Genomic DNA, 25,176 nt, shown 5'->3' with positions numbered 1-25,176 from the left:
CTGGCCGTGGATCTGCGTGCCGCCCTCACCTCCCGCCGACTGCTCGCCATCGTGCGCGGCTGCGATCCGGACGCCGCCCTGCGCACCGTGCTGGCCCTCGCCGAGGAGGGCGTCGAACTGATCGAGGTGTCCCTCAGCGGCACGGACGCGCTGACCGTCCTGGCCCGGGCCGCCGCGGAACTGGGACCCGGCCGGCCGCTGGGTGCCGGGACCGTGCTGACCGCCGCCGACGCGCGGGCCGCGCACCGGGCGGGCGCCGGCTTCGCGGTCACCCCCGGCCTGGGCGCCGGCGTCGACACCGCGCTGGACCTCGGCATGCCGGTCCTGGCCGGTGTGCTCACGCCCACGGACGTCATCGCGGCCCAGGCCCGGGGCGCGGCCGCGCTGAAGCTGTTCCCGGCCGCCGAGGCCGGGGGAGCGGCCTATCTGAAGGCGCTGCGCGGCCCGTTCCCGGACGCGGTACTGGTCCCGGTCGGAGGTGTCGACGTCGTCGCCGCCCGCGCCTACCTGGCCGCCGGCGCCACCGCCGTGGGCGTCGGCTCGCCGCTGGTCGGCGACGCGGCCGACGGCGGCGACCTCGCGGCGCTGCGCGAGAGGGCACGGGCGTTCCTGGCCGCCGTGGCGGAGGACGGACCGGCATGACGGCACCCTGGAGGCCGGCCCCGGGACGGGTCGTCTGCGTCGGCGAGACCATGGCGGCGCTGGCCCCCGACCCGCCCCGGCCGCTCGCCGGGGCCGACGCGCTGCGGCTGTCCACGGCGGGCGCGGAGTCCAACGTGGCCATGTACCTCGCCGACCACGGCATCCCCGCCGTCTGGCTCTCGGCCGTCGGCGACGATCCGTTCGGGCACCGGGTCCGCGCGGCCGTCGCCGCCGCCGGGGTCGACGTCGGCCACGTCCTCGTCGACCCGCGACGGCCCACCGGCCTCCTGGTCAAGGACCCCGGCCCCGCAGGAACCCGCGTCCACTACTACCGCGCGGGCTCGGCGGCCTCGGCCCTGCATCCCGGCCTGCTGGACGGCGAACCGCTGCGCTCCGCCGCCCTCCTGCACCTCACCGGCATCACCCCGGCCCTCTCGCCGTCCTGCCGGGACCTGGTGACCGGTGCCCTCGCCACGCCGGCCGGCGAACGGCCGTACGCCATCAGCTTCGACGTCAACCACCGTGCCGCCCTGTGGCCGGACGGCACCGCGCCCGGTGTCCTGCGCGCCCTCGCCGACCGCGCCGACATCGTCCTCGTGGGCCTGGACGAGGCACAGCAGTTGTGGGGCGCCGACCTGACCGTCGCCGGCGTGCGGGACCTGCTGCCCGGTCCGCGGATCCTCGTCGTCAAGGACGGCGCGCGGGCCGCCACCGCCGTCACCGCGGACGGCGCGTGCACGGTGCCGGCGCTGCGCACGACGGTGGTGGAACCGGTCGGCGCGGGCGACGCGTTCGCGGCGGGCTTCCTGGCCGGACTGCTCCGCGGCGGCTCGACCGTCCGCGCCCTGCGGCTCGGTCACATCACCGCCGTCTCCGCCCTCAAGGTGACGGGCGATCACGGTCCGCTGCCCGACCCGGCGCGCACCGAACGGCTCCTCGGCCTCGCGGACGCGGACTGGGAGCGGTACGAGGACCCGGACCGCCCCGCTGTCGACCGCGTGTTCGGACAGTAGCCGCCGTCCGGAAAACACGTGGACTCGGTGACCGTCGCCACGGCACACTTCCCTTTCCTGACCTGCCGATTCCAGGCCGACGCAGACCATGCGCCGGCCGACTCGGCATGCCGTACGACGACTACACAGGGTTGAACATGACATCCTCGGTCGATTTACCGGCGAGCGGACCGCGACAAGGTGCCGTCCTGCTCGCACTGCGTTACTACGGACGGGAACTGGCGCGGCTCAAGTGGTTCACGCTGCCCGGAATGCTGCTGCCGGCACTCGGCAACATCGGAATCAACTACGTGGCGCCGCTGGCCGTCGCCAAGCTGGTCGGCCGGATCGCCGGCGGCCACGGCCTGAGCGTGGCCGCGGCCCTGCCGTACGTGCTCGGCTTCGGCGGCACGCTGCTGCTGGCGGAGACCCTCTGGCGGATCGGGCTGCACTGCCTGAACCGCCTGGACGCACTCGGCATCGAGCAGTTGTACGTCACCGGTATGGACGAACTGTTCGCCAAGGACTCCGCGTTCTTCCACGACAACTTCGCGGGATCGCTGACCAAGCGGGTGCTGAGCTTCGCCACCCGCTTCGAGGAGTTCGCCGACACGCTCACCTTCAACATCGTCGGCAGCTTCGTGCCCCTGCTGTTCGGGTCGGTGGTGCTGTGGCGCTACGAACCGCTCCTGGTGGTCGGGCTGCTGGCGATGATCGCGGTCACCGCGGTGTGCGTGGTGCCGCTGATCCGGCGGCGGCAGCGGCTGGTCGCCCAGCGGGAGGAGGCCATCGCGCGGGTGTCCGGCCATGTCGCCGACAGCCTAATGAACATGGACACGGTCCGGGCGTTCTCCGCCGAGCGGCGGGAGGCCGCCGAACACCGGTCGCGGGTGGCCGAGTCCAGGCGGCGCACGCTGCGTTCCTGGGACTACGGCAACCTGCGCATCGACACCTTCGTCGCGCCGATGTCCGTCGCGACGAACGCGCTGGGCCTGCTGCTCGCGGTGGGCCTCGCGGGCGGCGGGCAGAGCGTGGAGGGGGTCGTGGTCGCCTTCACCTACTACACCAACGCGACCCGGATCATGTTCGAGTTCAACCAGATCTACCGGCGCATGGAGAGCTCCATGACGGAGGCCGCCCAGTTCACCGAACTGCTCCTGGACCCGCCGACCGTCCTGGACCCGGTGACCCCGGAACCGCTCGCGCCGCGCGCCGCCGACGTCCGCTTCGAGCAGGTCTCCTTCACCCACGCGGGCGCCAAACCGCTGTTCGAGGGGCTTGAGCTGGACGTGCCCAGCGGCTCGAAGTTCGGGTTCGTCGGCCGGTCGGGCGGCGGCAAGACCACGCTCACCCGGCTGCTGCTGCGGATGACCGACATCGACGGCGGGCGGATCACCATCGGCGGCCAGGACATCAGCCGGCTGCGCCAGGCCGACCTGCGCAGCCAGATCGCCTACGTGCCGCAGGACCCGGCGATGTTCCACCGGACCCTGCGGGACAACATCGCCTTCGCCCGGCCGGGCGCGGGCGAGGCCGAGATCCGGCTGGCCGCCGAGGCGGCCCACGTCACGGAGTTCGCCGACGCGCTGCCGGACGGCTTCGACACGATGGTCGGGGAGCGCGGCGTCAAGCTCTCCGGCGGCCAGCGCCAGCGGGTCGCCCTCGCCCGTGCCATCCTGCGGGACGCCCCGATCCTGCTCCTGGACGAGGCGACCAGCGCGCTGGACTCCGAGAGCGAGATCCTCGTCCAGGAGGCGCTGTGGCGGCTCATGGAGGGCCGTACGGCACTGGTGGTGGCGCACCGCCTGAGCACGGTCGCCTCCATGGACCGGCTGGTGGTCCTGGACCGGGGCCGGATCGTCGAGCAGGGCACGCACCACGAACTGCTCACCGCAGAGGGCGCCTACGCCAAGCTGTGGCAGCACCAGTCGGGCGGCTTCCTCGACGAGGACCCGGCACGGGCCGAGGTGCACTAGGACCGGCCCGGGGCAACGGTTCCGCGGGCGGGTGGTAGACAGGGGATCATGAACGATCCGAACGCTTCCGCCCGCCCGGCAGGCCCGCGATGACCGCCGGGGCCGACACCCCCGACCGCCGGGGCCGCACCGGACTCGACCGCACGGGTCTCGACCTGACCGGCAACCCGCGCGTGCGGGTCCGGGAGGTGAAGCTGCTCTCCAGCCACTGGTACGTCGAGCGGGCCACCACCTTCGACTACCGGCACGCCGACGGCACCTGGCACACCGAGGAACGCGAGACCCACGACCGCGGCAACGGCGCCACCCTCCTCCTCTACGACACCGAGCACGAGACCGTCCTGCTCACCCGCCAGTTCCGCTTCCCGGTGTACGTCAACGGCCACCCCGACGGCATGCTGATCGAGACCCCGGCGGGTCTGCTGGACGCCGAGGACGAGCACCCGGAGCACGCGGTCCGCCGGGAGGTCGTCGAGGAGACCGGCCACACCGTCGGGGACGTCGAGCACGTCTTCGACGTCTACATGAGCCCCGGTTCGGTGACCGAGCGGATCTCCTTCTACGCGGCCGCCTACACGCCGGCGACCCGCACGCACGAGGGCGGCGGCCTGGACGAGGAGGGCGAGGACATCGAGATCCTCGAACTCCCCTTCCGCCGCGCCCTGGAGATGATCCGCACCGGCGAGATCGCCGACGCGAAGACCATCATGCTCCTCCAATGGGCGGCCCTGGACGGCCCGTTCGCGGCCAAGTGAGACCAGCCCCCGCGTCCCTGCAAGGACGCGGGGGCTACCTCGCCCCTTCAGGGGCAAGTGGCCGTCGCCTCCCCGCGAAGACGCGCGGGCTGTCGCGCCCCTTCAGGGGCAAGTGGCCGTCGCCTCCCTGCGAAGACGCGCGGGCTGTCGCGCCCCTTCAGGGGCAAGTGGCCGTCGCCTCCCTGCGAAGACGCGCGGGCTGTCGCGCCCCTTCAGGGGCGCGGGGAACTGCGCGATCAGCCACGACAGGCCGGCAGTCGCCACAGCACATCGCCGACTCGTGGCTAGGCGGACGCCCGCCGTTCCCGAACCACGGCGATCTCGCCCGGAGCCACCACAACCACCCCGTCGACCGGCTTCCCGGACAGCAGCTCCACCGACCCCGCGGCCACCGAAACCTCCGCCCCCGCACCCGCATGGTCGATCACGAACACGAAGTCCGCGTCCGCACCGCGCCGCACGACGACCTCCACGCCCTGAGGCGCCGCACGGCCCGCGGCCACCCCCGCCTCCTCGCGGATCCGTCCGAGCAGCCCCGCGAGGGTCTCCGCGTCCGGCAGCGTCGCCAGGTACCAGGCGCTGCCCGCGCCATAGGCGTGCCGCGTCACCGCGGGCACACCGGCCAGCGGCCCGTCGGCGTAGGACGTGACCACCTCGGCGCCCGCCGGCCGCACCCGCTCCGACCACAGCGAGCCCGTGCCGCCCCCGCCCAACGCCACCCGCTCACCCGGCAGCAGCGGGAACAGCTCGTCCGTGCGGACGCCCAGCACCTCGCGGAACGCCCCCGGGTAACCGCCCAGCCGCACATGGCTGTTCTCGTCGACCATGCCGCTGTGGAAGCCGACGGCCAGGGTGCCGCCGGCCTCCGCGAAGGCGGTGAGGTTGGCCGCGCCCGCGTCGTCCACCAGGTACAGGCTCGGGACCAGGACCGCCTTGTACGCCGACAGGTCCGCGTCCGGCCGGACGAAGTCCACGGCCACCCCGGCCCGCCACAGCGGCTCGTACCAGGCACGGACCAGCTCCTGGAAGCGCAGCTCGCCGCTCGGCTGGGACGGGAACTCCAGCGCCCAGCGGGCGTCCCAGTCCCAGACCACGGCCACCTCGGCGTTGCCGCCGCTGCCGCGGACCTCCGCCAGCGCCCGCAGGTCCGCGCCCAGCCGGACCACGTCCTGCCAGATCCGGCTGTCGGTCCCGGCGTGCGGCAGCATCGCGGAGTGCCACTGCTCGGCACCGGCCTTCGCCGCCCGCCACTGGAAGTAGCAGATGCCGTCCGCGCCGTGCGCCACGTGGGCGAGCGCGTTGCGGCGCAACTCACCGGGAGTCTTGGCGCGGTTGACGGGCTGCCAGTTCACGGCGCCCGTCGAGTGCTCCATCAGCAGCCACGGGCCGCCCGCCAGCGACCGCATCACGTCACCGCTGAGGGCGACGTCGATCTGCGACTCTGGGTCGGCGGACATCAGGTAGTGGTCGTTGGCCACCACGTCCAGCTCCGGGGCCCACCGCCAGTAGTCGAGGGCGTCGAAGTTGTGCATCACCATGAAGTTGGTGGTGGCCGGGATCGCCGGGGCCGCCTCCCGGAGCACGTCCCGTTCCGCCGTGTACAGCGACAGCAGTTCGTCCGAGCAGAACCGCCGCCAGTCCAGCTGGTGCGTCGGGTTCGGTACGGCACCGGTGGCGCGGGGCGGCAGGATCTCGTCCCAGGCGTAGTACCACTGGCTCCAGAACGCGGTGCCCCAGGCGTGGTTGAGGGCGGCCAGGTCGTCGCCGTAGCGGGCCCGCAGCCAGCGGCGGAAGGACTCGGCGCTGGTGTCGCAGTAGCAGGCCGCGTTGTGGCAGCCGTACTCGTTGTGGACGTGCCACATCGTCACGGCCGGGTGGCTCGCGTACCGTTCGGCGAGGGCGGCCGTGATCTTGAGCGAGGCCGCCCGGTAGGCGGGGCTGCTCGGGCAGAACGTCTGGCGGCTGCCGTACGACAGCGTGCGGCCGTCGCGGTCCACCGGGAGCGCCTGTGGGTGGGCGCGGAAGAACCAGGCGGGCGGGGCGGCCGTCGGCGTGGCGAGGTCGACGGCGATGCCGTTCTCGTGGAGCAGGCCGAGGATCCGGTCCGTCCGCGAGAAGTCGAGGACGCCCTCGGACGGCTCCAGCAGCGCCCACGAGAAGATGCCGACGCTCACCATGTTCACGCCCGCCTCGCGCATCAGACGGACGTCCTCGGCCCACACCTCCTCGGGCCACTGCTCGGGGTTGTAGTCGCCGCCGTAGACGATGCCGGGGACGGAGAGGGTGCGGTCGTTCATCGGGTGGCTCCGTTGGCTCCGGTCAGAAGGCGGCGGGTGATGTCCACGCCCCACGGGTCGAGGGAGAGCAGCCGGTCGCTGGAGGCGACCAGGCCGCCGACGGCCTCCACGTGCGCCGCCCAGCGGTCGCGCGTCTCCACGGCGGGGCGGGCCATCAGGCAGTCGGGGTCGTTGACCCAGAGCCGGCCGTGCTGCCACTGGCGGCCGGTCCCGGTGAACTCGGCCGGGTCCTGGCCCGGCTGGCTGTAGTCGTCGGCCTCGGGGCGGCGGCGCGGGGCGGTGTCGGGGCTGACCCGCATCGCGTCGAACAGGCCGACGGACGGCAGCATCGGCGCGCCGCAGCCCAGCAGGTAGGCGTCGGCGCCGATGGCCTCCCGGATCAGGGCGATGCCCTGCCGGTACGCGGTGAGCGGGTCGGCGCCCGAGTGCCGTACGCCGTCCATCGCGCCCGCGTAGAGGAAGTCGGTCTTGAAGTAGTCGTAGCCCTCGGCGCGCAGCGTGGCGAAGACCTCGGTGAGGTAGGCCGCGGCGGCCGGGTGGGTGGTGTCCAGGACGTACAGGTCGTGACCCCAGTTGCGGCCCGCGTGCAGCGGGCCGCCGTCGGGGTCGCGGACCAGCAGGTCCGGGTAGGTCTCGGCGAGCGCGCTCGCCGGGTCGACCAGGAAGGGCGCCGTCCAGATGCCCGCCCGGCGGCCGCGGCCGCGGATGGCGTCCGCGATGCCCCGCCGCGAGCGGAAGCGGCCGGAGAGGTTCAGCCAGTCGCCCAGGGCGCTCTGGTAGCCGTCGTCGATCTGCACCACGTCGACGGGCAGGTCGAGGGTGTCCATCGCCCGCAGGTTCTCGTGGATGTCGTCCTCGGTGACGGTCGTGAAGTACTCGTACCAGGAGCACCAGACGGTGGGCGCGGGCCGGGGCGCCGGCAGGGCCAGGGAGTCCGCCCACTCGCCCAGCACGGACTGGATGTCCGGGCCGGTCCACTCCTTGACCGGGCCGTCGGCCTCGACCTCGGCGACCCCGCGCGCCATGGTCAGCCGGACCGACGGCACCTCGTGCGGCGGGTTCACCGCCGCCCACAGCCGGGCCGGCGAGCCGTCACCCGGGTCGAGCGCCAGCAGGCCCTCGCCCTGGTAGGTCCCGGCGGGCACGGTCCTGCCGGGCCGGTAGCACACGGTCGCCCAGTTGGCGTTCGCCGGGCGGTACGGGGCGACGCCGAGCCGGTAGGAGCCGCTCGGCGACCAGGACTGCCAGCCCTCCTCGTGGACACGCGCGGACCAGGTGTCCACGGGCACGGAGGCGACCGGGGTGAACGGGTTGTGCACGGGGTTCTCTTTCGGAGGGGGCCGTCTCAGCCCTTGGCGGAGCCCAGGGTCAGGCCGCTGACGAACTGCTTCTGCAGCGCGAAGTACACGACGAGCGTCGGGATCGCGGTGAGCAGGGAGCCGGCGGCGACCAGGTTCGGGTCGGTGAAGTACTGGCCCGACAGGTTGTTCAGCGCCGAGGTGATCGGCATGTTCTCACCGGTCGAAATCAGCACCAGCGCCCAGAAGAAGTCGTTGTAGATCCAGATCGACAACAGGGTCGCCAGGGCCGCCATCGCCGGCCGGCACAGCGGCAGCGTGATCTGCCAGTACAGGCGCCACACCGACGCGCCGTCCACCAGCGCGGCCTCGGTCAGTTCGTGCGGCAGCGAGCGCATGTAGTTGCTGAGCACGAACGCGCAGAACCCGGACTGGAAGGCCACGTGGATGAGGACCAGGCCGAGCGCCGAGTCGTACAGCTTGCCGCTCTGCGTGATGCCCGGCAGGTTCGTCAGCAGGTACATCCGGTACAGCGGGGTGATGATGACCTGCTGGGGGAGCAGGTTGCCCGCCGTGAACACCAGCAGCAGCGCCAGGTTGAGCCGGAAGTCGAAGCGGCTGACGTAGAAGGCGACCATCGACGACAGGAACAGCGTGAGCAGCACGGCCGGGACCGCGATGATCAGCGTGTTCATGAAGTAGTGGGTCATGTCCGACTGCGTGAACGCGTTCGTGAAGTTGTCGAAGTTCAGCGTGTGCGGCCAGGACACGTACCCGCGGTCGCTGGTCTCGCTGTACGGGCGCAGCGCCGAGAAGACCGCCCACAGCAGCGGGGCGAGCCACGCGAGCGCGGTGACGGCGAGGAAGACGTGCAGCAGGACGCGGGCCGGACGGATCGGGGTGCGCTGTTTGCCCAGCGCGCTCACGGTGCTCATGCGCGCCGCTCCTTCCGGAAGGTCGCGATCAGGTACGGGATGATCACGATCAGGGAGATGACCAGCAGGACCACCGCGATCGCCGAGCCGTACCCGATGCGGCTGGACTCGCCGATGATGTTGTTGGTCACCAGGATGGAGAGCAACTCGGTGCCCTGGGCGCCCTTGTTGAAGACGAAGACCAGGTCGAAGGCGCGCAGCGCCTCGATGATGGTGACGACCAGGACGACCGTGTTGGTGGGCCGCAGGGTCGGGAAGATGACGTTCTTGAAGGTCTGCCACTCGTTGGCGCCGTCGAGGGCGGAGGCCTCGCGCAGCGACGGGTCGACGCTCTTCAGGCCGGCCAGGTAGAGGATCATCATATAGCCGGCGTGCCGCCAGGACGCGGCGATCAGGACCGCCCACAGGTTCAGCTTCGGGTCGCCGATCCAGTCGATGTAGTGGCCCGGCTTGTTGGCGCCGATGATGCTGTTGATCAGGCCGGTGTCCGGGTTGTAGATCAGCTGCCAGACGAAGCCGATGCACGCCATGGAGATGACGACCGGCAGGAAGAACGCCGTCTGGTAGATCCGGGTGAACCGGATCCGCTTGTCCAGCTGCACGGCCAGGAACAGGCCGAACGGCGTGGGTATCAGGATCAGTACGACGAACCAGATGACGTTGTGCTGGACCGCGGGCCAGAACTGCGGGTTGTCGCTGAAGAGCTGGTGGAAGTTGTCGAACCCGACCCACTTGATGGAGTCGAAGCCGATGCCGTCCCAGGTGGTGAAGGCCAGCAGGATCGAGGCGAGGGCGGTCACCCAGACCAGGAGGACGTGGAGCACCGTCGGCACGCCGGCCATGAAGGCCAGCGTGATGCGGTCGCGGCGGGTCAGCAGGCGCTTGTGCCCCTGCCGGACCCGCTTCTTCTCGGACGCGCGCCCAGGAGGCGGCACGGCGGCCGCCTCCTGGGACTTCGTGGTGATGTCAGTGGTCATTCAGCCGCTCACTCGGACGCGAAAATGGTCTTCTTCTGGCGCTCGATCGACGAGAGCAGGCTGTCGACGCCCTTCGGGTTCTGCAGGAACTTCTGCAGGCCGGGCTGCATCACCGTCGAGGTGAAGTCCGGTCGGGAGTCGCGGTCCATGAACTGGGTGAGGCTCTTGGCGTTGCTGATCATGTCGTACGCCTTCTTCTGCAGGGCGGAGTACGACGAAGTGTCCGCCTTGGAGGAGGCGGCCACCACGCTGGAGTCGGCCTTCAGGTAGATCTGCTCGGCGTCCGGGGTGCCCAGGTACTCCATGAGCTTGAAGGCGCCGGACTTGTTCTTCGGGGCCTTGCTGACCATGTAGCCGTCGGTGGGCGCCTCGACGGTGTCCTGGCCGTACGCGGAGTTGATCTCCGGGAAGGCGAAGAAGTCGAGGTCGTCCAGGTCGGCCTTGTTGGTGAACTGCTGGGCCACGAAGGAGCCGAGGAGGTACATGCCGGCCTTCTTGGAGACCAGGCTCTGCGCGGCGTCCTGCCAGGTGCGGCCCATGAAGCCGTCCTGGTGGTAGGGGAGGATCTCGGCCCAGTGGTCGAAGACGGCCTTGACCTTCGGGTCGGTCCACTCGGCCTTGCCGCCCATCAGGTCGACGTGGAAGTCGTAGCCGTTGATGCGGAAGTTGAGCTGGTCGAAGGTGCCCATGGCCGGCCAGGCGTCCTTGTCGCCGAACGCGATCGGGACCAGGCCGTCCTTCTTCATCTGCTTGCACAGGGCCACGAAGTCGTCCCAGGTGGTGGGGACCTTGTAGCCCTTCTCCTGGAAGAGGCTCTTGCGGTAGAAGATCGCCCAGGGGTAGGTGTCCAGCGGCACGAAGTAGTACTTGCCGTCCTCGCCCTTGCTGAGCTTCTTCATCGCGTCGGGGAAGCCGTCGCCGATCTTGTCCCAGACCTCGTCGATCGGGGTCGCGAGACCCTTCTTCGCGAAGAACTGCATCCGGTACCCGGCGAACCAGTTGAAGACGTCGTCCGGCGTCCCCTGCAGGTAGGAGTTGATCTGCTCCTGGAAGGTGTTGTGGTCCTTCGTGTTGACGTCGACGGTGATGCCCGACTGCTTCTTGAAGGTCGCGTACATCTCCGCGTAGGCCTTCTTCGGCACGGCGTCCGAGCCGTTGGAGCCCAGGGTGACGGTCTTCGGGTCGGAGGAGGACCCGCTGCCGCCGCAGGCGGAGAGCAGCGGTATGCCGCCCGCGAGCAGGGCGGCCGAACCGGCCCCACGCAGGACGTTTCGGCGGCTCGGACCCGGCAGGTGAAGACCGGACGGGGAGATGCGCATGGCGGCTCCTGAGTAACAGGGTTCGGCAAGGGGAGAGTTGATCTTCGAAAGGTCCCGAAACCGATCAGAAACCAACTCGGCCGAACATCGTGGGCGCCATAACAGCCGCTTGTCCGCTCATGCGTCAATAGCCTGCGTCCCTCTCGCCCGTCTCTTGCCCGAAACGTAATCGACATGGTTGCCTGCCGCTTTGTTGAACGGAGCGGTACGGCCGGGCCCCCGGCGGGCGAACTCCGTGGGGACTCGTGTGCGGGCATGTTGGTTTCGCACGGCGGGACCAGCGGTTAAGCCCGCGGTGGCCGCACCGCCGGCCGCCGTTCCCCGTGGCGTCGCGCCGATGTCTAGGAACGCACCAGCAGCTGGAAGTCGAAGGCGTACCGGGACGCCCGGTAGACATGGCTGCCGTACTCCACCGGACGTCCGGTGTCGTCGTAGGCCGTGCGCCGCATGGTGAGCAGCGCGGCGCCCTCCTTCTCGTCGAGGCGGCCGGCCTCCTCGGCGGTGGCGCTGCGCGCGCCCACGGTCTGCCGGGCGCTGTGCAGGGTGATCCCGGCCGTCCGCATCATCCGGTACAGACCGGTCGACTCCAGCCGCTCCGTGCCGAGTTCGAGCAGACCGGCGGGGAGGTAGTTGCAGAGGAAGGCCACCGGCTGGCCGTGCGTGCAGCGCAGCCGCTCCAGCACGACCACCTCCGCGCCCTCCGCGACGCCGAGCGCGGCGGCCACCTCGCCGGTCGCCGGGATCCGCTCGTTGCGCAGCACCCGCGTGCTCGGGCCCTGGCCGGCCGACTCCAGGTCGTCGTAGAGGCTGCTCAGTTCCAGCGGCCGCTTGACCTGGCTGTGCACCACCTGCGTGCCCACGCCCCGGCGGCGGACGAGGAGGCCCTTGTCGACGAGCGACTGGATGGCCTGGCGGACCGTGGGCCGGGACAGGCCGAGCCGCACCGACAGGTCGATCTCGTTGCCCAGCAGGTTGCCGGGGGCCAGCACCCCGTGCTCTATGGCCTCCTCCAGCTGCCGGGCGAGCTGGTAGTAGAGCGGGACCGGGCTGCCGCGGTCCAGCGCGAAGTCCAGGGAGCCGAGCGCCGCGCCGGTCGAGGTCCGGCCGGAACCGGCGGTTCGGGCGGAATCAGCGGTTCGGGCCACCGGGACGCCTCCTTCCGGGTTCGTGGGGATCACAGGTGCCGGCGGCGGCCGGCGACCTGCCGGTCGTAGTCCTCGCGGGCCCGCACGGCGGGCTCGCGGGTGGCGGTCGCGGCCACCGGCACGTCCCACCAGGCCTCGGCGCCCGGCGCGGTGGACGCCGGGTCCGTCTCGACGTACACGCAGGTCGGCCGGGAGCTCGCGCGGGCCGCGGCGAGCGCCGCGCGCAGCTCGCGCACGGTCTTGGCGCGCAGCACCTCCATGCCGAGGCTGGCCGCGTTCGCCGCGAGGTCGACCGGCAGCGGGGCACCGCCGAAGGTGCCGTCGGCCGAACGGAAGCGGTAGTCGGTGCCGAACCGCTCGCCGCCCACCGACTCGGAGAGCCCGCCGATGGAGGCGTACCCGTGGTTCTGGATCAGCACCAGGTTGACGGGCAGGCCCTCCTGGACGGCGGTGACGATCTCGGTCGGGTTCATCAGGTAGGTGCCGTCGCCGACCAGCGACCAGACCACGGTGTCCGGGGCGGCCTGCTGGACGCCGATGCCGGCCGGGATCTCGTAGCCCATGCAGGAGTAGCCGTACTCCAGGTGGTACTGGCGCGGCGACCGGGCCCGCCAGAGCTTGTGCAGGTCGCCGGGGAGCGAGCCGGCCGCGTTGATGACCACGTCGTCGTCGCCCACCACCGCGTCCAGGGCACCGAGCACCTGGGTCTGGGTCGGCACCGCGTCCTCGTCGTCCGCGCGGTAGGCGGCCTCGACGACCCGCTCCCAGCGCTCCTTGCCGTCCCGGTACTCGGCCTCGTAGGCCGCGGCCACCCGGTGTCCGGCGAGGGCCTTCGTGAGGGCGTCCAGCCCCGCCAGCGCGTCGCACACGAGGGTGCGGGCGGCCAGCTTGTGGGCGTCGAAACCGGTGATGTTCAGGTTGAGGAAGCGGACGTCCGGGTTCTGGAAGAGCGTGCCGGAGGCCGTGGTGAAGTCCGTGTACCGGGTTCCGACGCCGATCACCAGGTCGGCGGTGCGCGCCAGGCCGTCGGCGACGGCGGTCCCGGTGTGCCCGATGCCGCCCAGGTCGGCCGGGTGGTCGTGGCGGAGCGCGCCCTTGCCCGCCTGGGTCGAGGCCACGGGGATGCCGGTGGCCTCCACGAGGGCCCTCAGGGCGTCCTCGGCGCGGCTGTGGTGGACTCCGCCGCCCGCGACGATCAACGGCCGCTCGGCGGCCCGTACGGCGCGCACGGCGTCCGCCAGCTCCGCCGGGTCGGGAGCGGGCCGCCGTACCCGCCAGACGCGCTCGGCGAAGAACTCCTCGGGCCAGTCGTACGCCTCCGCCTGGACGTCCTGCGGAAGGGCGAGGGTGACCGCGCCGGTGTCGGCCGGGTCGGCGAGCACCCGCATGGCGTTCAGGGCCGACGGGACCAGCGCCTCGGGGCGGGTGATCCGGTCGAAGTAGCGGGAGACCGGGCGCAGCGTGTCGTTGACCGAGACGTCGAACTCGACGGGGTGCTCCAGCTGTTGCAGCAGCGGGTCGGGCGCGTGGCTGGCGAAGTAGTCGCCGGGCAGCAGCAGCACCGGCAGCCGGTTGATCGTGGCCAGCGCCGCCCCGGTCACCAGGTTGGTGGCGCCCGGTCCGATGGACGTGGTCACCGCCTGCGCGGAGAGCCGGTCCAGCTGCCGGGCGTGGCCGACCGCCGCGTGCACCATCGCCTGCTCGTTGCGGCCCTGGTGATAGGGCATGACGTCGCCGTACTCCAGCAGCGCCTGGCCGATGCCCGCCACGTTGCCGTGGCCGAAGATGCCCCAGGTGCCGGCGATCAGCCGGTGCCTGACGCCGTCGCGCTCGGTGTACTGGGCGGACAGGAACCGCACCAGCGCCTGGGCGACGGTCAGGCGGGTGGTCGGCTGGCTCATGGGGACCTCATTCGCGCGGGACGGTGTCCAGGGGTACGCCGGGCGGGAGCGGGTAGGGATCGCGGGGCTCCCGGGTGCAGGGGTGCCTCTCAGGTGTAGTTCGGGGCGGGCCGAACTGTCAATGGTTTGTACTTACATTCGGACCTGAGTGTGAAATGATGTCTTAACAAAGTATTGACAGCGGGCCGCGCAGGGACTTGTATCCCGTCCCAACGCACAGCACCGACCCGGACCGGCCCCGTCCGGACCGGGTCAGGATCCTCGCGGATCTCCTCTCCTTCCCGTCGCACAGTGAGGTGCAGGCACGATGGACCGCTCATCCCGAATCCGCACGCGGAGACTGGCCCCCTTCGTGGCCGTGGCCGCTGCGGCCGCCCTGACCCTCGCCGGCTGCTCCAGCAGCTCCGGCGGAAAGAAGTCGGAGGAGGGCGGGGCGTCCGCCGCCGCCGGCAAGGCGAGCACCCCGCGCATGACGGTCGCCCTCGTCACCCACCAGGCTCCCGGCGACACCTTCTGGGACATCGTCCGCAAGGGCGCCCAGGCGGCCGCCGACAAGGACAACGTCAAGCTCGTCTACTCCGCCGACCCGAACGCGGGCAACCAGGCCAACCTGGTGCAGAACGCGATCGACCAGAAGGTCGACGGGATCGCCGTCACCCTCGCCAAGCCGGACGCCCTCAAGGCCGTCATCGGCAAGGCGACCGCGGCGAACATCCCGGTCGTCGGCCTCAACTCCGGCCTGAGCGACTGGAAGAAGCTCGGCCTGCTGGAGTTCTTCGGCCAGGACGAGACGGTGGCGGGCGAGGCGCTCGGCAAGCGGCTGAACACGGAAGGCGCCAAGAAGGTCGTCTGCGTCATCCAGGAGCAGGGCAACGTCGGCCTGACCCAGCGGTGCGACGGCGTGAAGAAGACCTTCTCGGGGACGACGGAGACCCTGTACGTCGACGGCACGTCCCCGACCGCGGTCAAGTCCACGATCACCGCCAAGCTCAAGACGGACGGCGCCATCGACCACGTGATCACGCTCGGCGCCCCGATCGCGCTGATCGCCGTGCAGTCGGTGTCGGACGCGGGCAGCAAGGCGCAGATCGCGACCTTCGACCTCAACAAGGACCTGACCGGCGCGATCAGCAAGGGGACCATCGAGTTTGCCGTGGACCAGCAGCCGTACCTGCAGGGCTACCTGGCCGTCGACTCGCTGTGGCTCTACAAGAACAACGGCAACTACATGGGCGGCGGTGAGCAGCCGGTGCTGACCGGCCCGGCCTTCGTCGACAAGTCCAACGTCGAGAAGGTCGCCCAGTTCGCCGCGAAGGGCACACGGTGAGCGGTATGAGTCACCAGGCACCGCCGGCGGTGGCGACACCGCCGGCCCCCGGCCCCGGGCAGAAGGACGGGCGTACCGCACAACGCCCGCTGGCGCTGCGGGTGCTGGCCCGCCCGGACGTGGGCGTGTTCCTCGGCGCGGTCGCCGTGTACGTGTTCTTCCTGGTCGCGGCACCGCCGGTGCGCGAGGCCGGCGCGATGGCGAACATCCTGTACCAGTCGTCCACCATCGGCATCATGGCGCTGCCGGTGGCCCTGCTGATGATCGGCGGCGAGTTCGACCTCTCCGCCGGTGTCGCGGTGGTCAGTTCGGCGCTCACCGCGAGCATGCTCAGCTACCAGCTGACGCTCAACGTGTGGATGGGCGTCGTCGTCGCCCTGGTCGTCTCGCTCGCCATCGGCGCCTTCAACGGCTGGATGGTGGTGAAGACCGGGCTGCCCAGCTTCCTGGTCACCCTCGGCACCTTCCTGATCCTGCAGGGCGTCAACCTCGCCGTCACCAAGCTGGTCACCGGCAACGTCGCCACCGACGACATCAGCAACATGGACGGCTTCGACCAGGTCAGGAGCGTCTTCGCGTCCTCCTTCCACATCGGCGGCGTGGAAGTGAAGATCACCATCGTGTGGTGGCTGGTCTTCGCCGCCATCGCCACCTGGGTGCTGCTGCGCACCAAGTACGGCAACTGGATCTTCGCCGTCGGCGGCAACAAGGAGAGCGCCCGCGCGGTCGGCGTCCCGGTGACCTTCACCAAGATCTCGCTGTTCATGCTGGTCGGCTTCGGCGCCTGGTTCGTCGGCATGCACCAGCTGTTCTCCTTCAACACCGTGCAGTCCGGCGAGGGCGTCGGCCAGGAGCTGATCTACATCTCCGCCGCGGTCATCGGCGGCTGCCTGCTGACCGGCGGCGCGGGCTCGGCGATCGGCCCGGTCTTCGGCGCCTTCATGTTCGGCATGGTGCAGCAGGGCATCGTCTACGCCGGCTGGAACCCGGACTGGTTCAAGGCGTTCCTCGGCGTGATGCTGCTCGGCGCCGTCCTGATCAACCTGTGGGTCCAGCGCACCGCGACCAGGAGGTGACCCGATGACTGACAACGCAACCGGAACCCACGGCGCCGGCCTCCCGGACACGGAGCCGGCCGAGGACGCCCCGATCGTCGAACTGCGCGGCGCGGGCAAGTCCTACGGCAACATCCGCGCCCTGCACGGCGTCGACCTCAAGGTCTTCCCCGCCCGGGTCACCTGCGTCCTCGGCGACAACGGCGCCGGCAAGTCGACCCTCATCAAGATCATCTCGGGACTGCACCAGCACACCGAGGGCGACTTCCTCGTCGACGGCGCGCCGGTGCGCTTCAGCAGCCCGCGCGAGGCCCTCGACAAGGGCATCGCCACCGTCTACCAGGACCTCGCCACCGTCCCGCTGATGCCCGTGTGGCGGAACTTCTTCCTCGGCTCCGAGATGACGAAGGGCCCCTGGCCGGTCCGCCGTCTGGACATCGCCGGGATGAAGGAGACCGCCGACCGCGAACTGCGCAACATGGGCATCGTCCTGGACGACCTGGAGCAGCCCATCGGCACCCTCTCCGGCGGCCAGCGCCAGTGCGTGGCCATCGCCCGAGCGGTCTACTTCGGCGCCCGGGTCCTGATCCTGGACGAGCCCACCGCCGCCCTCGGCGTCAAGCAGTCCGGTGTGGTGCTGAAGTACATCGCCGCCGCCCGCGAACGCGGCCTCGGCGTCATCTTCATCACCCACAACCCGCACCACGCGTACATGGTCGGCGACCACTTCAGCGTGCTGCGCCTCGGCACCCTCGAACTCTCCGCCGAGCGCAGCGGGATCACCCTCGAAGAGCTGACCAACCACATGGCGGGCGGCGCCGAACTGGCCGCCCTCAAGCACGAACTGTCCCAGGTCCGCGGAGTCGACACCGAGGAACTCCCGGAAGAGGAGGACCTGCCCGCCCGCTCGGCGGCCGGTCCGGAAGGAAAGTCCTGAGCATGGCGAACGCCCTCGACCGCATCCGTGTCGGCTCGGCCCCCGACTCCTGGGGCGTCTGGTTCCCCGACGACCCCCGGCAGGTGCCCTGGGAACGCTTCCTCGACGAGGTCGCCGAGGCCGGGTACCCGTGGATCGAACTGGGCCCGTACGGCTACCTCCCCACCGACCCGGCCCGCCTCACCGACGAGATCGGCCGGCGGAACCTGAAGGTCTCGGCCGGCACCGTCTTCACCGGCCTGCACCGCGGCCCGGCCGTCTGGGAGTCCACCTGGGAGCACGTCAGCCAGGTCGCCGCGCTCACCCAGGCGATGGACGCGAAGCACCTGGTGGTCATCCCGTCCTTCTGGCGGGACGACAAGACCGCCGAGATCCTGGAGCCGCACGAGCTGACCGGCGAGCAGTGGGCCCACCTGACCAAGGGCATGGAACGCCTCGGCCACGAGGTCAAGGAGCGGTACGGCCTGGACATCGTCGTCCATCCGCACGCCGACACCCACATCGACACCGAGGAGCACGTGGAGCGCTTCCTCGACTCGACCGACGCGGACCTGGTCGGCCTCTGCCTGGACACCGGCCACTACGCGTACTGCGGCGGCGACAGCGTCAAGCTGATCGAGACCTACGGCGAGCGGATCGGCTACCTGCACCTCAAGCAGGTGGACCCGGCGATCCTGGCCGACGTGCAGGCCAAGGGCACCCCGTTCGGGCCGGCCGTGGCGCAGGGCGTGATGTGCGAACCGCCCGCCGGCGTGCCGGAGCTGGGCCCGGTGATGGAGGCGGCGCAGCGCCTCGGCGTCGACCTGTTCGCCATCGTCGAGCAGGACATGTACCCCTGCGAGCCGGACAAGCCGCTGCCCATCGCGGTGCGCACCCGGCAGTTCCTGCGGTCCTGCGGGGCCTGAGGGCGGGAACACGCGCCCGGGGTCCGGACGTTCACAGGGTCGACGGGACGACACCGGACGATGGCCATGGGGGCGACGATGACGGACGAAGAGCGGGCACGGCCGGACGCGGACACCGCGGCCGAGGAGGCGCGGCACCGGCGTTTCGGCGCGCTCCCGGACCGGATCCTGCCGGAGGACATGGTCGAGACCAGGCCGGCGACCGGTCACGACCCGGACCGGGACGCCTACGACCCGGACGAGTTCGCGGTCCGCTACGGCCTCTGAGCCGCCGGGACCCGGACCGCGCCGTGGGCGAACAGGCTCTCGGCGCAGTCCAGCACCGTCTCGCGGGCCGGCCGCGGCCGCCAGCCGAGCAGCCGCGCCGCCTTCTCGGTGGTGTGCCGGTTGCGCCGGCCCAGCGCCGGGGTGATCTCCCGCAGCGAGGGGTCCCGGAAGCGGGCCGCGAGGCGCACGGCGAAGTCCGGCAGAGTGCGCGTCGGCACCTGCCGTCCGCGCTCGCCCAGACCCTCCCGCAGGAACCGCGCCAGGTCCGCCATCCACACGAACTCGCCGGTGGCCAGGAACCGTTCGCCCGCGGCGGCCGGTGAGGTCATCGCGCCGAGGTGCACGTCCACGAGGTCACGGACGTCCACCACCTCCAGCCCGATGCGGGGCACGCCGGGCATCGCGCCGGAGAGCATCCGGGCGACGATCCCGACGGAACCGGCGGTGTCCGGCGCCAGCACCGGCCCGAAGACGGCGCCGGGCAGCACGGTGGTCAGCTCGGTCGCGCCGCCGTGCTCCCGCATGAACTCCCAGGCCGCCAGCTCGGCGAGGGTCTTCGCCCGCCGGTAGGGGATCAGCGTGGGATCCTCCGGATCGGTCCACAGCGTCTCGTCGGTGACGCCCTGCGTGGCGTACGACGACGGGCTCGCGGCGTTCGCGGCCGACGTCATCACCACCCGCCGTACGCCCGCCGCGGTGGCCGCCCGCAGCACCCGCAGGGTGCCGTCCCGGGCCGGGGTGACCAGATCGGGTGCCGTGGCGCTCACGCCCAGCGGGGAGGCCACGTGGAGCACCCGGTCGACGCCCTTCACCGCGGCCTCCCACCCGGCGTCGGCGGTGAGGTCGGCGACGGCGAAGTCCAGCCGCCCGGCCGGGTCGGCGACCGTCGAGACGGCGTCGAGGACCGCCTGCTCGCGGCCCGGTGCGCGCACGGTCGTCCGCACGTCGTAGCCGCGGCGCAGCAGCTCGGCGACGCACCAGCCGGCGATGTATCCGGTGCCGCCGGTCACCAGGACGAGTTCGGGCATGACTGACCTCCACGGATGTGCTGGGATGTGCCAGAATCGGCAATGAAACGGAGACCCCTCCGCTACGTCTCCCAACGTACCGGAGGGGCCTCCGGATAGCAATCCACACCGGACGGACGACTGACACCGTGAACCCGCAGCCCTCGAAGCCGACGCGGAAGGACGCCCGCGACAACCGGGACCGGATCCTGGCCGCCGCCCGCGCGGAACTCTCCGCCGCCACCTCGGCGTCGCTCTCCGCGATCGCCCGCACGGCCGGGGTCGGCATCGGCACGCTCTACCGGCACTTCCCGACCCGGGAGGCGCTGATCATGGAGCTGTACCGGCACGACCTCCAGCACCTGATCGACCTCGCGCCCGAGCTGCTGCGGACGCATCCGCCGCTGGTGGCCCTGCGCCGCTGGTGCGACGAGGTGGCCCGCTACGGCAGGCTCAAGTTCGGCGTCTCGGAGGTCGTGCACGCGGCGATGGGCGGCGGCGCCGACCCGATGTACGAGCCGTTCGTGCGCGCCATCGCGGTCCTGCTCGACGCGGGCGCGGCGGACGGCACGCTGAAGCCGGACGTCGACCCCGAGGACGTGCTCCTCCAGCTCAGCGTCCTGTGGCGGATCGACCCGGCGCGCGGCGACGCGCAGGCGCGGGCGGCGCGGATCCTGGAACTCGTCGTGGACGGGCTGCGGGCCCGGTGAACACCGAAAGGGCGGGGCGGGGCGCCCGGACCGCGTGCTTCGGTCCCGGTGCCCCGCCCCGCCGTGCGCGGTGTCAGGCTCCGCGCACCTCTGCGATCGACACCGGACGGTGCTCGTGCAGAGACAGGGTGCAGGCCTCCGCGATCCAGCCGGCCTCCAGGGCGTCCTCCACCGTGCAGGGAGAGGGCCGGGAGCCGGCCACGACCTCGGTGAACGCGGCGAGTTCGGCGCGGTAGGCCGCGGTGAAGCGGTCCATGAAGAAGTCGTGCGGGGTGCCCGCGGGGAAGGTCACGCCCGGCTCGACCGAACGCAGCGGGAGCTTGTCCTCCAGGCCGACCGCGATCGAGTCCCGGAAGCCGTGCAGCTCCATGCGGACGTCGTAACCCCGTGCGTTGTGGCGGGAGTTGGAGACCACCGCGAGGGTGCCGTCGTCCAGGGTGAGGATCGCGCCCGTGGTGTCGGCGTCGCCCGCCTCCTTGATGTAGTCGGCGCCCCGGTTGCCGCCCGCCGCGTACACCTCGGTGACCTCACGGCCGGTCACCCAGCGGATGATGTCGAAGTCGTGCACGGAGCAGTCCCGGAAGATCCCGCCGGAGACCGCGACGTAGGCGGCGGGCGGCGGAGCCGGGTCCAGGGTGGTGGACCGGACGGTGTGCAGCGCGCCCAGCTCGCCGGCCTGTACGGCGGCCCGCGCGGCGGCGAACCCGGCGTCGAACCGCCGGTTGTAGCCGATCTGGATGGGCACGCCCGTGTCCCGGACCGCCTCCAGGACCCGCACGCCCTCGCTCATCCGCTTGGCGACCGGCTTCTCGCAGAAGACCGGGATGCCGGCCTCGACGCCCGCCAGGATCAGCGCGGGGTGGGCGTCGGTGGCGGCCGCCACCACGATGCCGTCCACGCCCGCGGAAAGCAGCGCCTCGGGCGAGTCCACGACCTCGCCGCCGAACTTCTCGGCGGCGGCCTTGGCGGCGTCCGCGAACGGGTCGGTGAGGACGAGCGACTCGACGGCGTCGAGCCCGGACAGGGTCTCGGCGTGGAAGGCTCCGATGCGGCCGAGGCCGAGGATTCCGATACGCATGAGGGTGTTACTCCTTGATGTGTACGCGTCCCGAGGGGCGCGGGGCTGTACCGATGTGCGGCTTAGCCGCATGGGCGCGATCGGCCACGACGCGGCCGCGGGCGGCCCGTGACCCGGCGTGGCAGCCCCTCAGTCGAGCCCGCCCAGCACGTTCTGGTCCCAGTCGATCACCGAGCCGGTCACCACGCCCGACCGGTCCGACAGCAGCAGCACCACGAAGTCGGCGATCTCGTCCGGCTGGCCGAGCTTGCCCATCGGCAGCCGCGCGGCGGCCTCGTCCAGCCACCCGTCCGACGCCCCGTGGAACTCCCGCTGCGTGGCGTCCTCGCCCTCCGTCGCCGTCCAGCCGATGTTGAGGCCGTTGATCCGCACCCGGTCCCAGCGGTGCGCGTGCGCCGCGTTGCGGGTCAGCCCGATCAGCCCGGCCTTGGCCGCGACGTACGGCGCGAGGAACGGCTGCCCGCCGTGCGCGGACGACGTGATGATGTTGACCACGGTGCCGGGCGCCTTGCGGGCGACCATGTCGGCCACCGCCGCCTGCATCGCGAAGAACGGCCCCTTCAGGTTGACCGCGATGTGCTGGTCGAACAGTTCGGGCGTGGTGTCCAGCAGGGTGCCCCGGGAGGTCAGCCCCGCCGCGTTGACCAGGCAGTCGATCCGGCCCCACGCCCCGATCACCTCGGCCACCGAGGACCTGGCCTGCCCGGCGTCCGACACGTCGGCCCGGATGTACCGCGCCTCGCCGCCGGCGGCGGAGAGTTCGGCCGCCAGCGCCTCGCCGGGCCCGGGACGGCGGCCGGTGACGGCGACCGCGGCGCCCTCACGCACCGCGGCCCGCGCGACGGCGGCGCCGACGCCCTGGCTGCCGCCGTTGACGAGGACGACCTTGTCGTCGAGAAGTCCCATGGATTCCTTGGCCTTTCCGCTCGCTCAGCTCTCGCGCCGGACCGTGGCGGCCCGCAGTTCGTCCCGCAGCACGCGGGTCGCCCAGCCCTCGCGCAGCGCCCGGCGCACCAGGTCCGCCTGCGAGGGCGGGGCCATGCCGTCGACCGGCGGATCGTTGTCGAGGTTGGTCGGGAACGGGTAGCCCTCGGCGCTCGCCGCGATGACGTGGTCCAGCCACGCCTCGGAGGCGCCCTCCTCCTGGCGCCGGCGCAGCACCGGGTAGACCGCGTTGGTCACCGCTTCCCGGTCCACGGTCTCCATCGCCCGGCCGAAGGCCGAGGACACCTGGAGCAGGTTGGCGGTCCGCCGCACGTCGACGCTCCGGTTGGTGCCGGCGCCGTGGAACACCGCCGGGTTGAAGAACGCCGCGTCGCCCTTGGCCAGCGGCAGCTGCACGTGACGGGCCTTGAAGTACTCCTGGAACTCCGGGCGCCGCCAGGCCAGGTAACCCGGCTCGTAGGTCTGGGAGTACGGCAGGTACAGCGTGGGCCCGGACTCCACCGGCATGTCGCAGTGCGCGACCGCGCCCTGCAGGGTGAGCGCGGGGGAGAGGCGGTGCACGTGGGCCGGGTAGGCCCCGGCCTGCTCGTCGGAGAGGAAGCCGAGGTGGTAGTCGCGGTGCGCGGTCTGCGCCACCCCGCCCGGGTTGACCACGTTGACCTGCGAGGTGACCTGGTAGCCGGGGCCCAGCCAGGCCCGGGAGACCAGGGCCAGGATGTCGTTGGCGTAGTAGTCGGCGAACACCTCCGGGTCGTAGAGCGCCGCCTTCTCCAGCGCGTTCCACACCCGTTCGTTGGCGCCGGGCCTGGCGAAGTGGTCGCCCGCCCGCGCGCCCGACTCCTTCTGCTCCGAGATCAGCGCGTCGAACACCGCCGAGGCCCGGTCCACGACCGTCGGATCGGGGAAGGCGCCCTTGAAGACGACGACGCCGGGGCCGTCGGTGAGGGCGCGCACGAGTTCGGTGCGGATGCCGTGGGACGTGTCGCGGGCGCGCAGCCGCTCGCTGTCGTAGACGAGGACGTTCTGCTCGACGGCCGCGGCGTGCGGGTAGTCGGCCGGATCGGTGGTCCGCTCGACCAGCGCGCGGAAGGTGTCGAGATCGCAGTCCTGCCCGGAGAGCCAGGCGCGGTCCTGTTCGGCGGCGAGGGACATCGGCGTCCTTCTTTCGGTCAGGGCCATGGTCACGGCCCGGGGCCCTGGGAGCGGCGGGGCTCTGCCATTCTTGTCAGTACAAACCCCTCGAACAACCAGCAGCGAGCCATCAAAAACCCCTCAAGGAGCCAGGTCGTGGGCCACCCCTTCCCGATCCGGGAGATCGCACGTCAGGCAGGGCTCAGCGAGGCCACCGTGGACCGGGTCCTGAACGACAGGGGAGGGGTGCGGGAGAGCACCCGGCGGGAGGTGCGGCAGGCGATCGCCGACCTGGACCGGCAGCGCACCCAGGTCCGGCTGGTGGGCCGCACCTTCATGGTCGACATCGTGATGCAGGCTCCCGAGCGGTTCACCACCGCGGTGCGCGGCGCGCTGGAGGCCGAGCTGCCCTCGCTGCACCCGGCGGTGGTGCGCTCGCGGTTCCACTTCCGGGAGACCGGGCCGGTGGCCGAGCTGGTGGCGACGCTCGACCGGACGGCCCGCCGCGGCTCGCAGGGCGTGATCCTCAAGGCGCCGGACGTCCCCGAGGTCACCGAGGCCGTCGGGCGTCTGCGGGCGGCGGGCATCCCGGTCGTCACCCTCGTCACCGACCTGCCCGCCAGCGGCCGGCTCGCCTACGTCGGCAGCGACAACAGGGCGGCCGGCGCCACCGCCGCCTACCTGACGGGCCAGTGGCTCGGCGACCGCCCCGGCAACGTCCTCACCAGCCTCAGCAGCGGCTTCTTCCGCAACGAGGAGGAGCGCGAGATGGGCTTTCGCAGCGTCATGCGGGCCACCCATCCCGAGCGCACCGTGGTGGAGATCGCCGAGGGACAGGGCCTGGACGCCACCCAGTACGACCTGGTGCGCGCGGCACTCGAACGCGACCCGGAGATCCGGGCCGTCTACTCCATCGGCGGCGGCAACAACGCGACCCTGCGCGCCTTCGCCGACCTGGGACGGGAGTGCGCCGTGTTCGTCGCCCACGACCTCGACCACGACAACACCCGCCTGCTGCGCGAGCACCGCCTGTCCGCCGTCCTCCACCACGACCTGCGCCACGACATGCGCGAGGCCTGCCACCTGGTGATGCGCGCGCAGGGCGCGCTGCCCCCCGCGGGCCCGACCCTGCCGTCGGCCATCCAGGTGGTCACGCCCTACAACATGCCCGCCGCCACGGTCCGCTGAGCGCGCTCACAGGGTGATCGCGTACGCCTTGCGCAGCGTCTCGTGCACCGTCCACGTCGTACGGTCGCCCGCGCGGAGCACGGCCATGTCCCCGGGCCCCACCGTGAGCGTCGGGCCGTCCGCCACCTCGATCGTCGCCGAGCCGCTGACCACCACGAACAGCTCGTCCGCCTCGGTGTCGGTGACCACACCCGGGGTGATCTGCCAGATCCCGCGGATCTGTTTGCCATCGGCCGACTCCCAGACCACCTTCCCGGTGACCTCGGGGGTGCCGGAGAGGATCTGGGCCGCATCCAGCGGCTCCGGTTCGAGGTCGGCGTCGGGGATGTGGAGGGCGAAGCTGTGCGTCGTCATACGGCGACCCTAGCGAGCCCGGACGCACCCTGGGC

At 71.7% G+C, this 25,176-nt stretch carries 23 protein-coding genes; 11 read left to right on the top strand and 12 right to left on the bottom strand.

All coding sequences use genetic code 11. The annotated features are described in order from the left end of the window. Positions 1 to 6: 6 nt before the first annotated feature. The 4 genes from ACIQOE_RS09640 to ACIQOE_RS09625 all read left to right on the top strand — a co-directional run bounded on the left by ACIQOE_RS09640 (position 7) and on the right by ACIQOE_RS09625 (position 4,365). A complete protein-coding gene (locus ACIQOE_RS09640; RefSeq protein WP_362642734.1) occupies positions 7 to 642 on the top strand; it encodes a bifunctional 4-hydroxy-2-oxoglutarate aldolase/2-dehydro-3-deoxy-phosphogluconate aldolase in 636 nt (211 codons plus the stop codon). Further along, on the top strand, positions 639 to 1,655 hold the full coding sequence (locus tag ACIQOE_RS09635) for a sugar kinase (protein WP_401410747.1): 1,017 nt from the start codon (positions 639 to 641) through the stop codon (positions 1,653 to 1,655). Before ACIQOE_RS09640 ends, ACIQOE_RS09635 begins: the two co-directional genes overlap by 4 nt. Positions 1,656 to 1,792: 137 nt before the next feature. Next, the gene (locus ACIQOE_RS09630; protein WP_401410745.1) at positions 1,793 to 3,610 is read left to right on the top strand and encodes an ABC transporter ATP-binding protein; all 1,818 of its coding nucleotides are present in this window, start codon (positions 1,793 to 1,795) and stop codon (positions 3,608 to 3,610) included. An 89-nt stretch (positions 3,611 to 3,699) separates the two neighbouring features. Next, the gene (locus tag ACIQOE_RS09625) at positions 3,700 to 4,365 is read left to right on the top strand and encodes an NUDIX domain-containing protein (RefSeq protein WP_351942285.1); all 666 of its coding nucleotides are present in this window, start codon (positions 3,700 to 3,702) and stop codon (positions 4,363 to 4,365) included. A gap of 284 nt (positions 4,366 to 4,649) precedes the next feature. Here ACIQOE_RS09625 and ACIQOE_RS09620 read toward each other — a convergent pair whose 3' ends face one another. The 7 genes from ACIQOE_RS09620 to iolD form a co-directional block, all read right to left on the bottom strand. After that, the gene (locus ACIQOE_RS09620) at positions 4,650 to 6,662 is read right to left on the bottom strand and encodes a beta-galactosidase (protein WP_401410743.1); all 2,013 of its coding nucleotides are present in this window, start codon (positions 6,660 to 6,662) and stop codon (positions 4,650 to 4,652) included. Then, entirely contained in the window at positions 6,659 to 7,981 is a 1,323-nt protein-coding gene (locus ACIQOE_RS09615; RefSeq protein WP_401410741.1) for a glycoside hydrolase family 36 protein, read from the bottom strand. The genes ACIQOE_RS09620 and ACIQOE_RS09615 overlap by 4 nt, the downstream gene beginning before the upstream one ends. 26 nt (positions 7,982 to 8,007) lie before the next feature. After that, the gene (locus tag ACIQOE_RS09610; protein WP_351314385.1) at positions 8,008 to 8,895 is read right to left on the bottom strand and encodes a carbohydrate ABC transporter permease; all 888 of its coding nucleotides are present in this window, start codon (positions 8,893 to 8,895) and stop codon (positions 8,008 to 8,010) included. Continuing rightward, a complete protein-coding gene (locus ACIQOE_RS09605) occupies positions 8,892 to 9,872 on the bottom strand; it encodes a sugar ABC transporter permease (protein ID WP_351314383.1) in 981 nt (326 codons plus the stop codon). Before ACIQOE_RS09605 ends, ACIQOE_RS09610 begins: the two co-directional genes overlap by 4 nt. A gap of 8 nt (positions 9,873 to 9,880) precedes the next feature. Further along, positions 9,881 to 11,191 carry an extracellular solute-binding protein gene (locus tag ACIQOE_RS09600; RefSeq protein ID WP_362642724.1) on the bottom strand — a complete coding sequence of 437 codons (1,311 nt, stop codon included), beginning with the start codon at positions 11,189 to 11,191 and terminating at the stop codon, positions 9,881 to 9,883. Positions 11,192 to 11,532: 341 nt separating this feature from the next. Continuing rightward, the gene (locus ACIQOE_RS09595) at positions 11,533 to 12,264 is read right to left on the bottom strand and encodes a GntR family transcriptional regulator (RefSeq protein WP_399010265.1); all 732 of its coding nucleotides are present in this window, start codon (positions 12,262 to 12,264) and stop codon (positions 11,533 to 11,535) included. Positions 12,265 to 12,365: 101 nt separating this feature from the next. Then, on the bottom strand, positions 12,366 to 14,237 hold the full coding sequence (iolD, locus tag ACIQOE_RS09590) for a 3D-(3,5/4)-trihydroxycyclohexane-1,2-dione acylhydrolase (decyclizing) (protein ID WP_401410738.1): 1,872 nt from the start codon (positions 14,235 to 14,237) through the stop codon (positions 12,366 to 12,368). A gap of 307 nt (positions 14,238 to 14,544) precedes the next feature. Here iolD and ACIQOE_RS09585 point away from each other — a divergent pair, with 307 nt between their 5' ends. From ACIQOE_RS09585 to ACIQOE_RS09565, 5 genes are all read left to right on the top strand, one after another. Then, positions 14,545 to 15,564, top strand: a complete 1,020-nt coding sequence (locus ACIQOE_RS09585) for a sugar ABC transporter substrate-binding protein (protein ID WP_351314372.1) — start codon at positions 14,545 to 14,547, stop codon at positions 15,562 to 15,564. A gap of 5 nt (positions 15,565 to 15,569) precedes the next feature. After that, on the top strand, positions 15,570 to 16,640 hold the full coding sequence (locus tag ACIQOE_RS09580) for an ABC transporter permease (RefSeq protein ID WP_351314369.1): 1,071 nt from the start codon (positions 15,570 to 15,572) through the stop codon (positions 16,638 to 16,640). A gap of 4 nt (positions 16,641 to 16,644) precedes the next feature. Beyond that, the gene (locus tag ACIQOE_RS09575; RefSeq protein ID WP_351314366.1) at positions 16,645 to 17,556 is read left to right on the top strand and encodes an ATP-binding cassette domain-containing protein; all 912 of its coding nucleotides are present in this window, start codon (positions 16,645 to 16,647) and stop codon (positions 17,554 to 17,556) included. Between the two features lie 2 nt (positions 17,557 to 17,558). Then, a complete protein-coding gene (locus tag ACIQOE_RS09570; protein ID WP_351934960.1) occupies positions 17,559 to 18,461 on the top strand; it encodes a sugar phosphate isomerase/epimerase in 903 nt (300 codons plus the stop codon). 78 nt (positions 18,462 to 18,539) lie between these two features. After that, a complete protein-coding gene (locus ACIQOE_RS09565; RefSeq protein WP_365564722.1) occupies positions 18,540 to 18,728 on the top strand; it encodes a hypothetical protein in 189 nt (62 codons plus the stop codon). Here ACIQOE_RS09565 and ACIQOE_RS09560 read toward each other — a convergent pair. Then, the gene (locus ACIQOE_RS09560) at positions 18,716 to 19,756 is read right to left on the bottom strand and encodes an NAD-dependent epimerase/dehydratase family protein (RefSeq protein WP_365564720.1); all 1,041 of its coding nucleotides are present in this window, start codon (positions 19,754 to 19,756) and stop codon (positions 18,716 to 18,718) included. The genes ACIQOE_RS09565 and ACIQOE_RS09560 overlap by 13 nt on opposite strands. A gap of 128 nt (positions 19,757 to 19,884) precedes the next feature. Here ACIQOE_RS09560 and ACIQOE_RS09555 point away from each other — a divergent pair, with 128 nt between their 5' ends. After that, a complete protein-coding gene (locus ACIQOE_RS09555; RefSeq protein ID WP_365568222.1) occupies positions 19,885 to 20,445 on the top strand; it encodes a TetR/AcrR family transcriptional regulator in 561 nt (186 codons plus the stop codon). Positions 20,446 to 20,518: 73 nt separating this feature from the next. On the opposite strand, the gene ACIQOE_RS09550 is transcribed toward ACIQOE_RS09555, so the two are convergent. From ACIQOE_RS09550 to ACIQOE_RS09540, 3 genes are all read right to left on the bottom strand, one after another. Then, the gene (locus ACIQOE_RS09550; RefSeq protein ID WP_365564717.1) at positions 20,519 to 21,523 is read right to left on the bottom strand and encodes a Gfo/Idh/MocA family oxidoreductase; all 1,005 of its coding nucleotides are present in this window, start codon (positions 21,521 to 21,523) and stop codon (positions 20,519 to 20,521) included. Positions 21,524 to 21,652: 129 nt separating this feature from the next. After that, positions 21,653 to 22,429 carry an SDR family oxidoreductase gene (locus ACIQOE_RS09545; protein WP_401410733.1) on the bottom strand — a complete coding sequence of 259 codons (777 nt, stop codon included), beginning with the start codon at positions 22,427 to 22,429 and terminating at the stop codon, positions 21,653 to 21,655. 24 nt (positions 22,430 to 22,453) lie between these two features. Beyond that, a complete protein-coding gene (locus ACIQOE_RS09540) occupies positions 22,454 to 23,620 on the bottom strand; it encodes a phytanoyl-CoA dioxygenase family protein (protein WP_401410731.1) in 1,167 nt (388 codons plus the stop codon). 135 nt (positions 23,621 to 23,755) lie between these two features. On the opposite strand from ACIQOE_RS09540, the gene ACIQOE_RS09535 reads away from it, so the two are divergent. Next, entirely contained in the window at positions 23,756 to 24,787 is a 1,032-nt protein-coding gene (locus ACIQOE_RS09535; protein WP_351314343.1) for a LacI family DNA-binding transcriptional regulator, read from the top strand. Between the two features lie 6 nt (positions 24,788 to 24,793). Here ACIQOE_RS09535 and ACIQOE_RS09530 read toward each other — a convergent pair whose 3' ends face one another. Further along, positions 24,794 to 25,141, bottom strand: coding sequence for a cupin domain-containing protein (locus ACIQOE_RS09530; RefSeq protein WP_362642711.1), 348 nt, complete (start codon positions 25,139 to 25,141; stop codon positions 24,794 to 24,796). Positions 25,142 to 25,176 lie beyond the last annotated feature (35 nt).

This window comes from Streptomyces sp. NPDC091282 (genome assembly GCF_044757385.1).
In the GTDB taxonomy this organism is placed as follows: domain Bacteria; phylum Actinomycetota; class Actinomycetes; order Streptomycetales; family Streptomycetaceae; genus Streptomyces; species Streptomyces gramineus.
The sequence above is the reverse complement of the archived record's forward strand: the minus strand, read 5'-3'. Positions and strand labels throughout refer to the sequence as shown.

Excerpts from the sequence above, each read along its gene's own strand:
- ACIQOE_RS09635 (WP_401410747.1), top strand. The coding sequence starts at position 639 with ATGACGGCACCCTGGAGGCCGGCCCCGGGACGGGTCGTCTGCGTCGGC.
- ACIQOE_RS09630 (WP_401410745.1), top strand. The coding sequence starts at position 1,793 with ATGACATCCTCGGTCGATTTACCGGCGAGCGGACCGCGACAAGGTGCC.
- ACIQOE_RS09625 (WP_351942285.1), top strand. The coding sequence starts at position 3,700 with ATGACCGCCGGGGCCGACACCCCCGACCGCCGGGGCCGCACCGGACTC.
- ACIQOE_RS09620 (WP_401410743.1), bottom strand. The coding sequence starts at position 6,662 with ATGAACGACCGCACCCTCTCCGTCCCCGGCATCGTCTACGGCGGCGAC.
- ACIQOE_RS09610 (WP_351314385.1), bottom strand. The coding sequence starts at position 8,895 with ATGAGCACCGTGAGCGCGCTGGGCAAACAGCGCACCCCGATCCGTCCG.
- ACIQOE_RS09605 (WP_351314383.1), bottom strand. The coding sequence starts at position 9,872 with ATGACCACTGACATCACCACGAAGTCCCAGGAGGCGGCCGCCGTGCCG.
- ACIQOE_RS09600 (WP_362642724.1), bottom strand. The coding sequence starts at position 11,191 with ATGCGCATCTCCCCGTCCGGTCTTCACCTGCCGGGTCCGAGCCGCCGA.
- iolD (WP_401410738.1), bottom strand. The coding sequence starts at position 14,237 with ATGAGCCAGCCGACCACCCGCCTGACCGTCGCCCAGGCGCTGGTGCGG.
- ACIQOE_RS09585 (WP_351314372.1), top strand. The coding sequence starts at position 14,545 with ATGGACCGCTCATCCCGAATCCGCACGCGGAGACTGGCCCCCTTCGTG.
- ACIQOE_RS09580 (WP_351314369.1), top strand. The coding sequence starts at position 15,570 with ATGAGTCACCAGGCACCGCCGGCGGTGGCGACACCGCCGGCCCCCGGC.
- ACIQOE_RS09575 (WP_351314366.1), top strand. The coding sequence starts at position 16,645 with ATGACTGACAACGCAACCGGAACCCACGGCGCCGGCCTCCCGGACACG.
- ACIQOE_RS09570 (WP_351934960.1), top strand. The coding sequence starts at position 17,559 with ATGGCGAACGCCCTCGACCGCATCCGTGTCGGCTCGGCCCCCGACTCC.
- ACIQOE_RS09565 (WP_365564722.1), top strand. The coding sequence starts at position 18,540 with ATGACGGACGAAGAGCGGGCACGGCCGGACGCGGACACCGCGGCCGAG.
- ACIQOE_RS09560 (WP_365564720.1), bottom strand. The coding sequence starts at position 19,756 with ATGCCCGAACTCGTCCTGGTGACCGGCGGCACCGGATACATCGCCGGC.
- ACIQOE_RS09550 (WP_365564717.1), bottom strand. The coding sequence starts at position 21,523 with ATGCGTATCGGAATCCTCGGCCTCGGCCGCATCGGAGCCTTCCACGCC.
- ACIQOE_RS09545 (WP_401410733.1), bottom strand. The coding sequence starts at position 22,429 with ATGGGACTTCTCGACGACAAGGTCGTCCTCGTCAACGGCGGCAGCCAG.
- ACIQOE_RS09540 (WP_401410731.1), bottom strand. The coding sequence starts at position 23,620 with ATGTCCCTCGCCGCCGAACAGGACCGCGCCTGGCTCTCCGGGCAGGAC.
- ACIQOE_RS09530 (WP_362642711.1), bottom strand. The coding sequence starts at position 25,141 with ATGACGACGCACAGCTTCGCCCTCCACATCCCCGACGCCGACCTCGAA.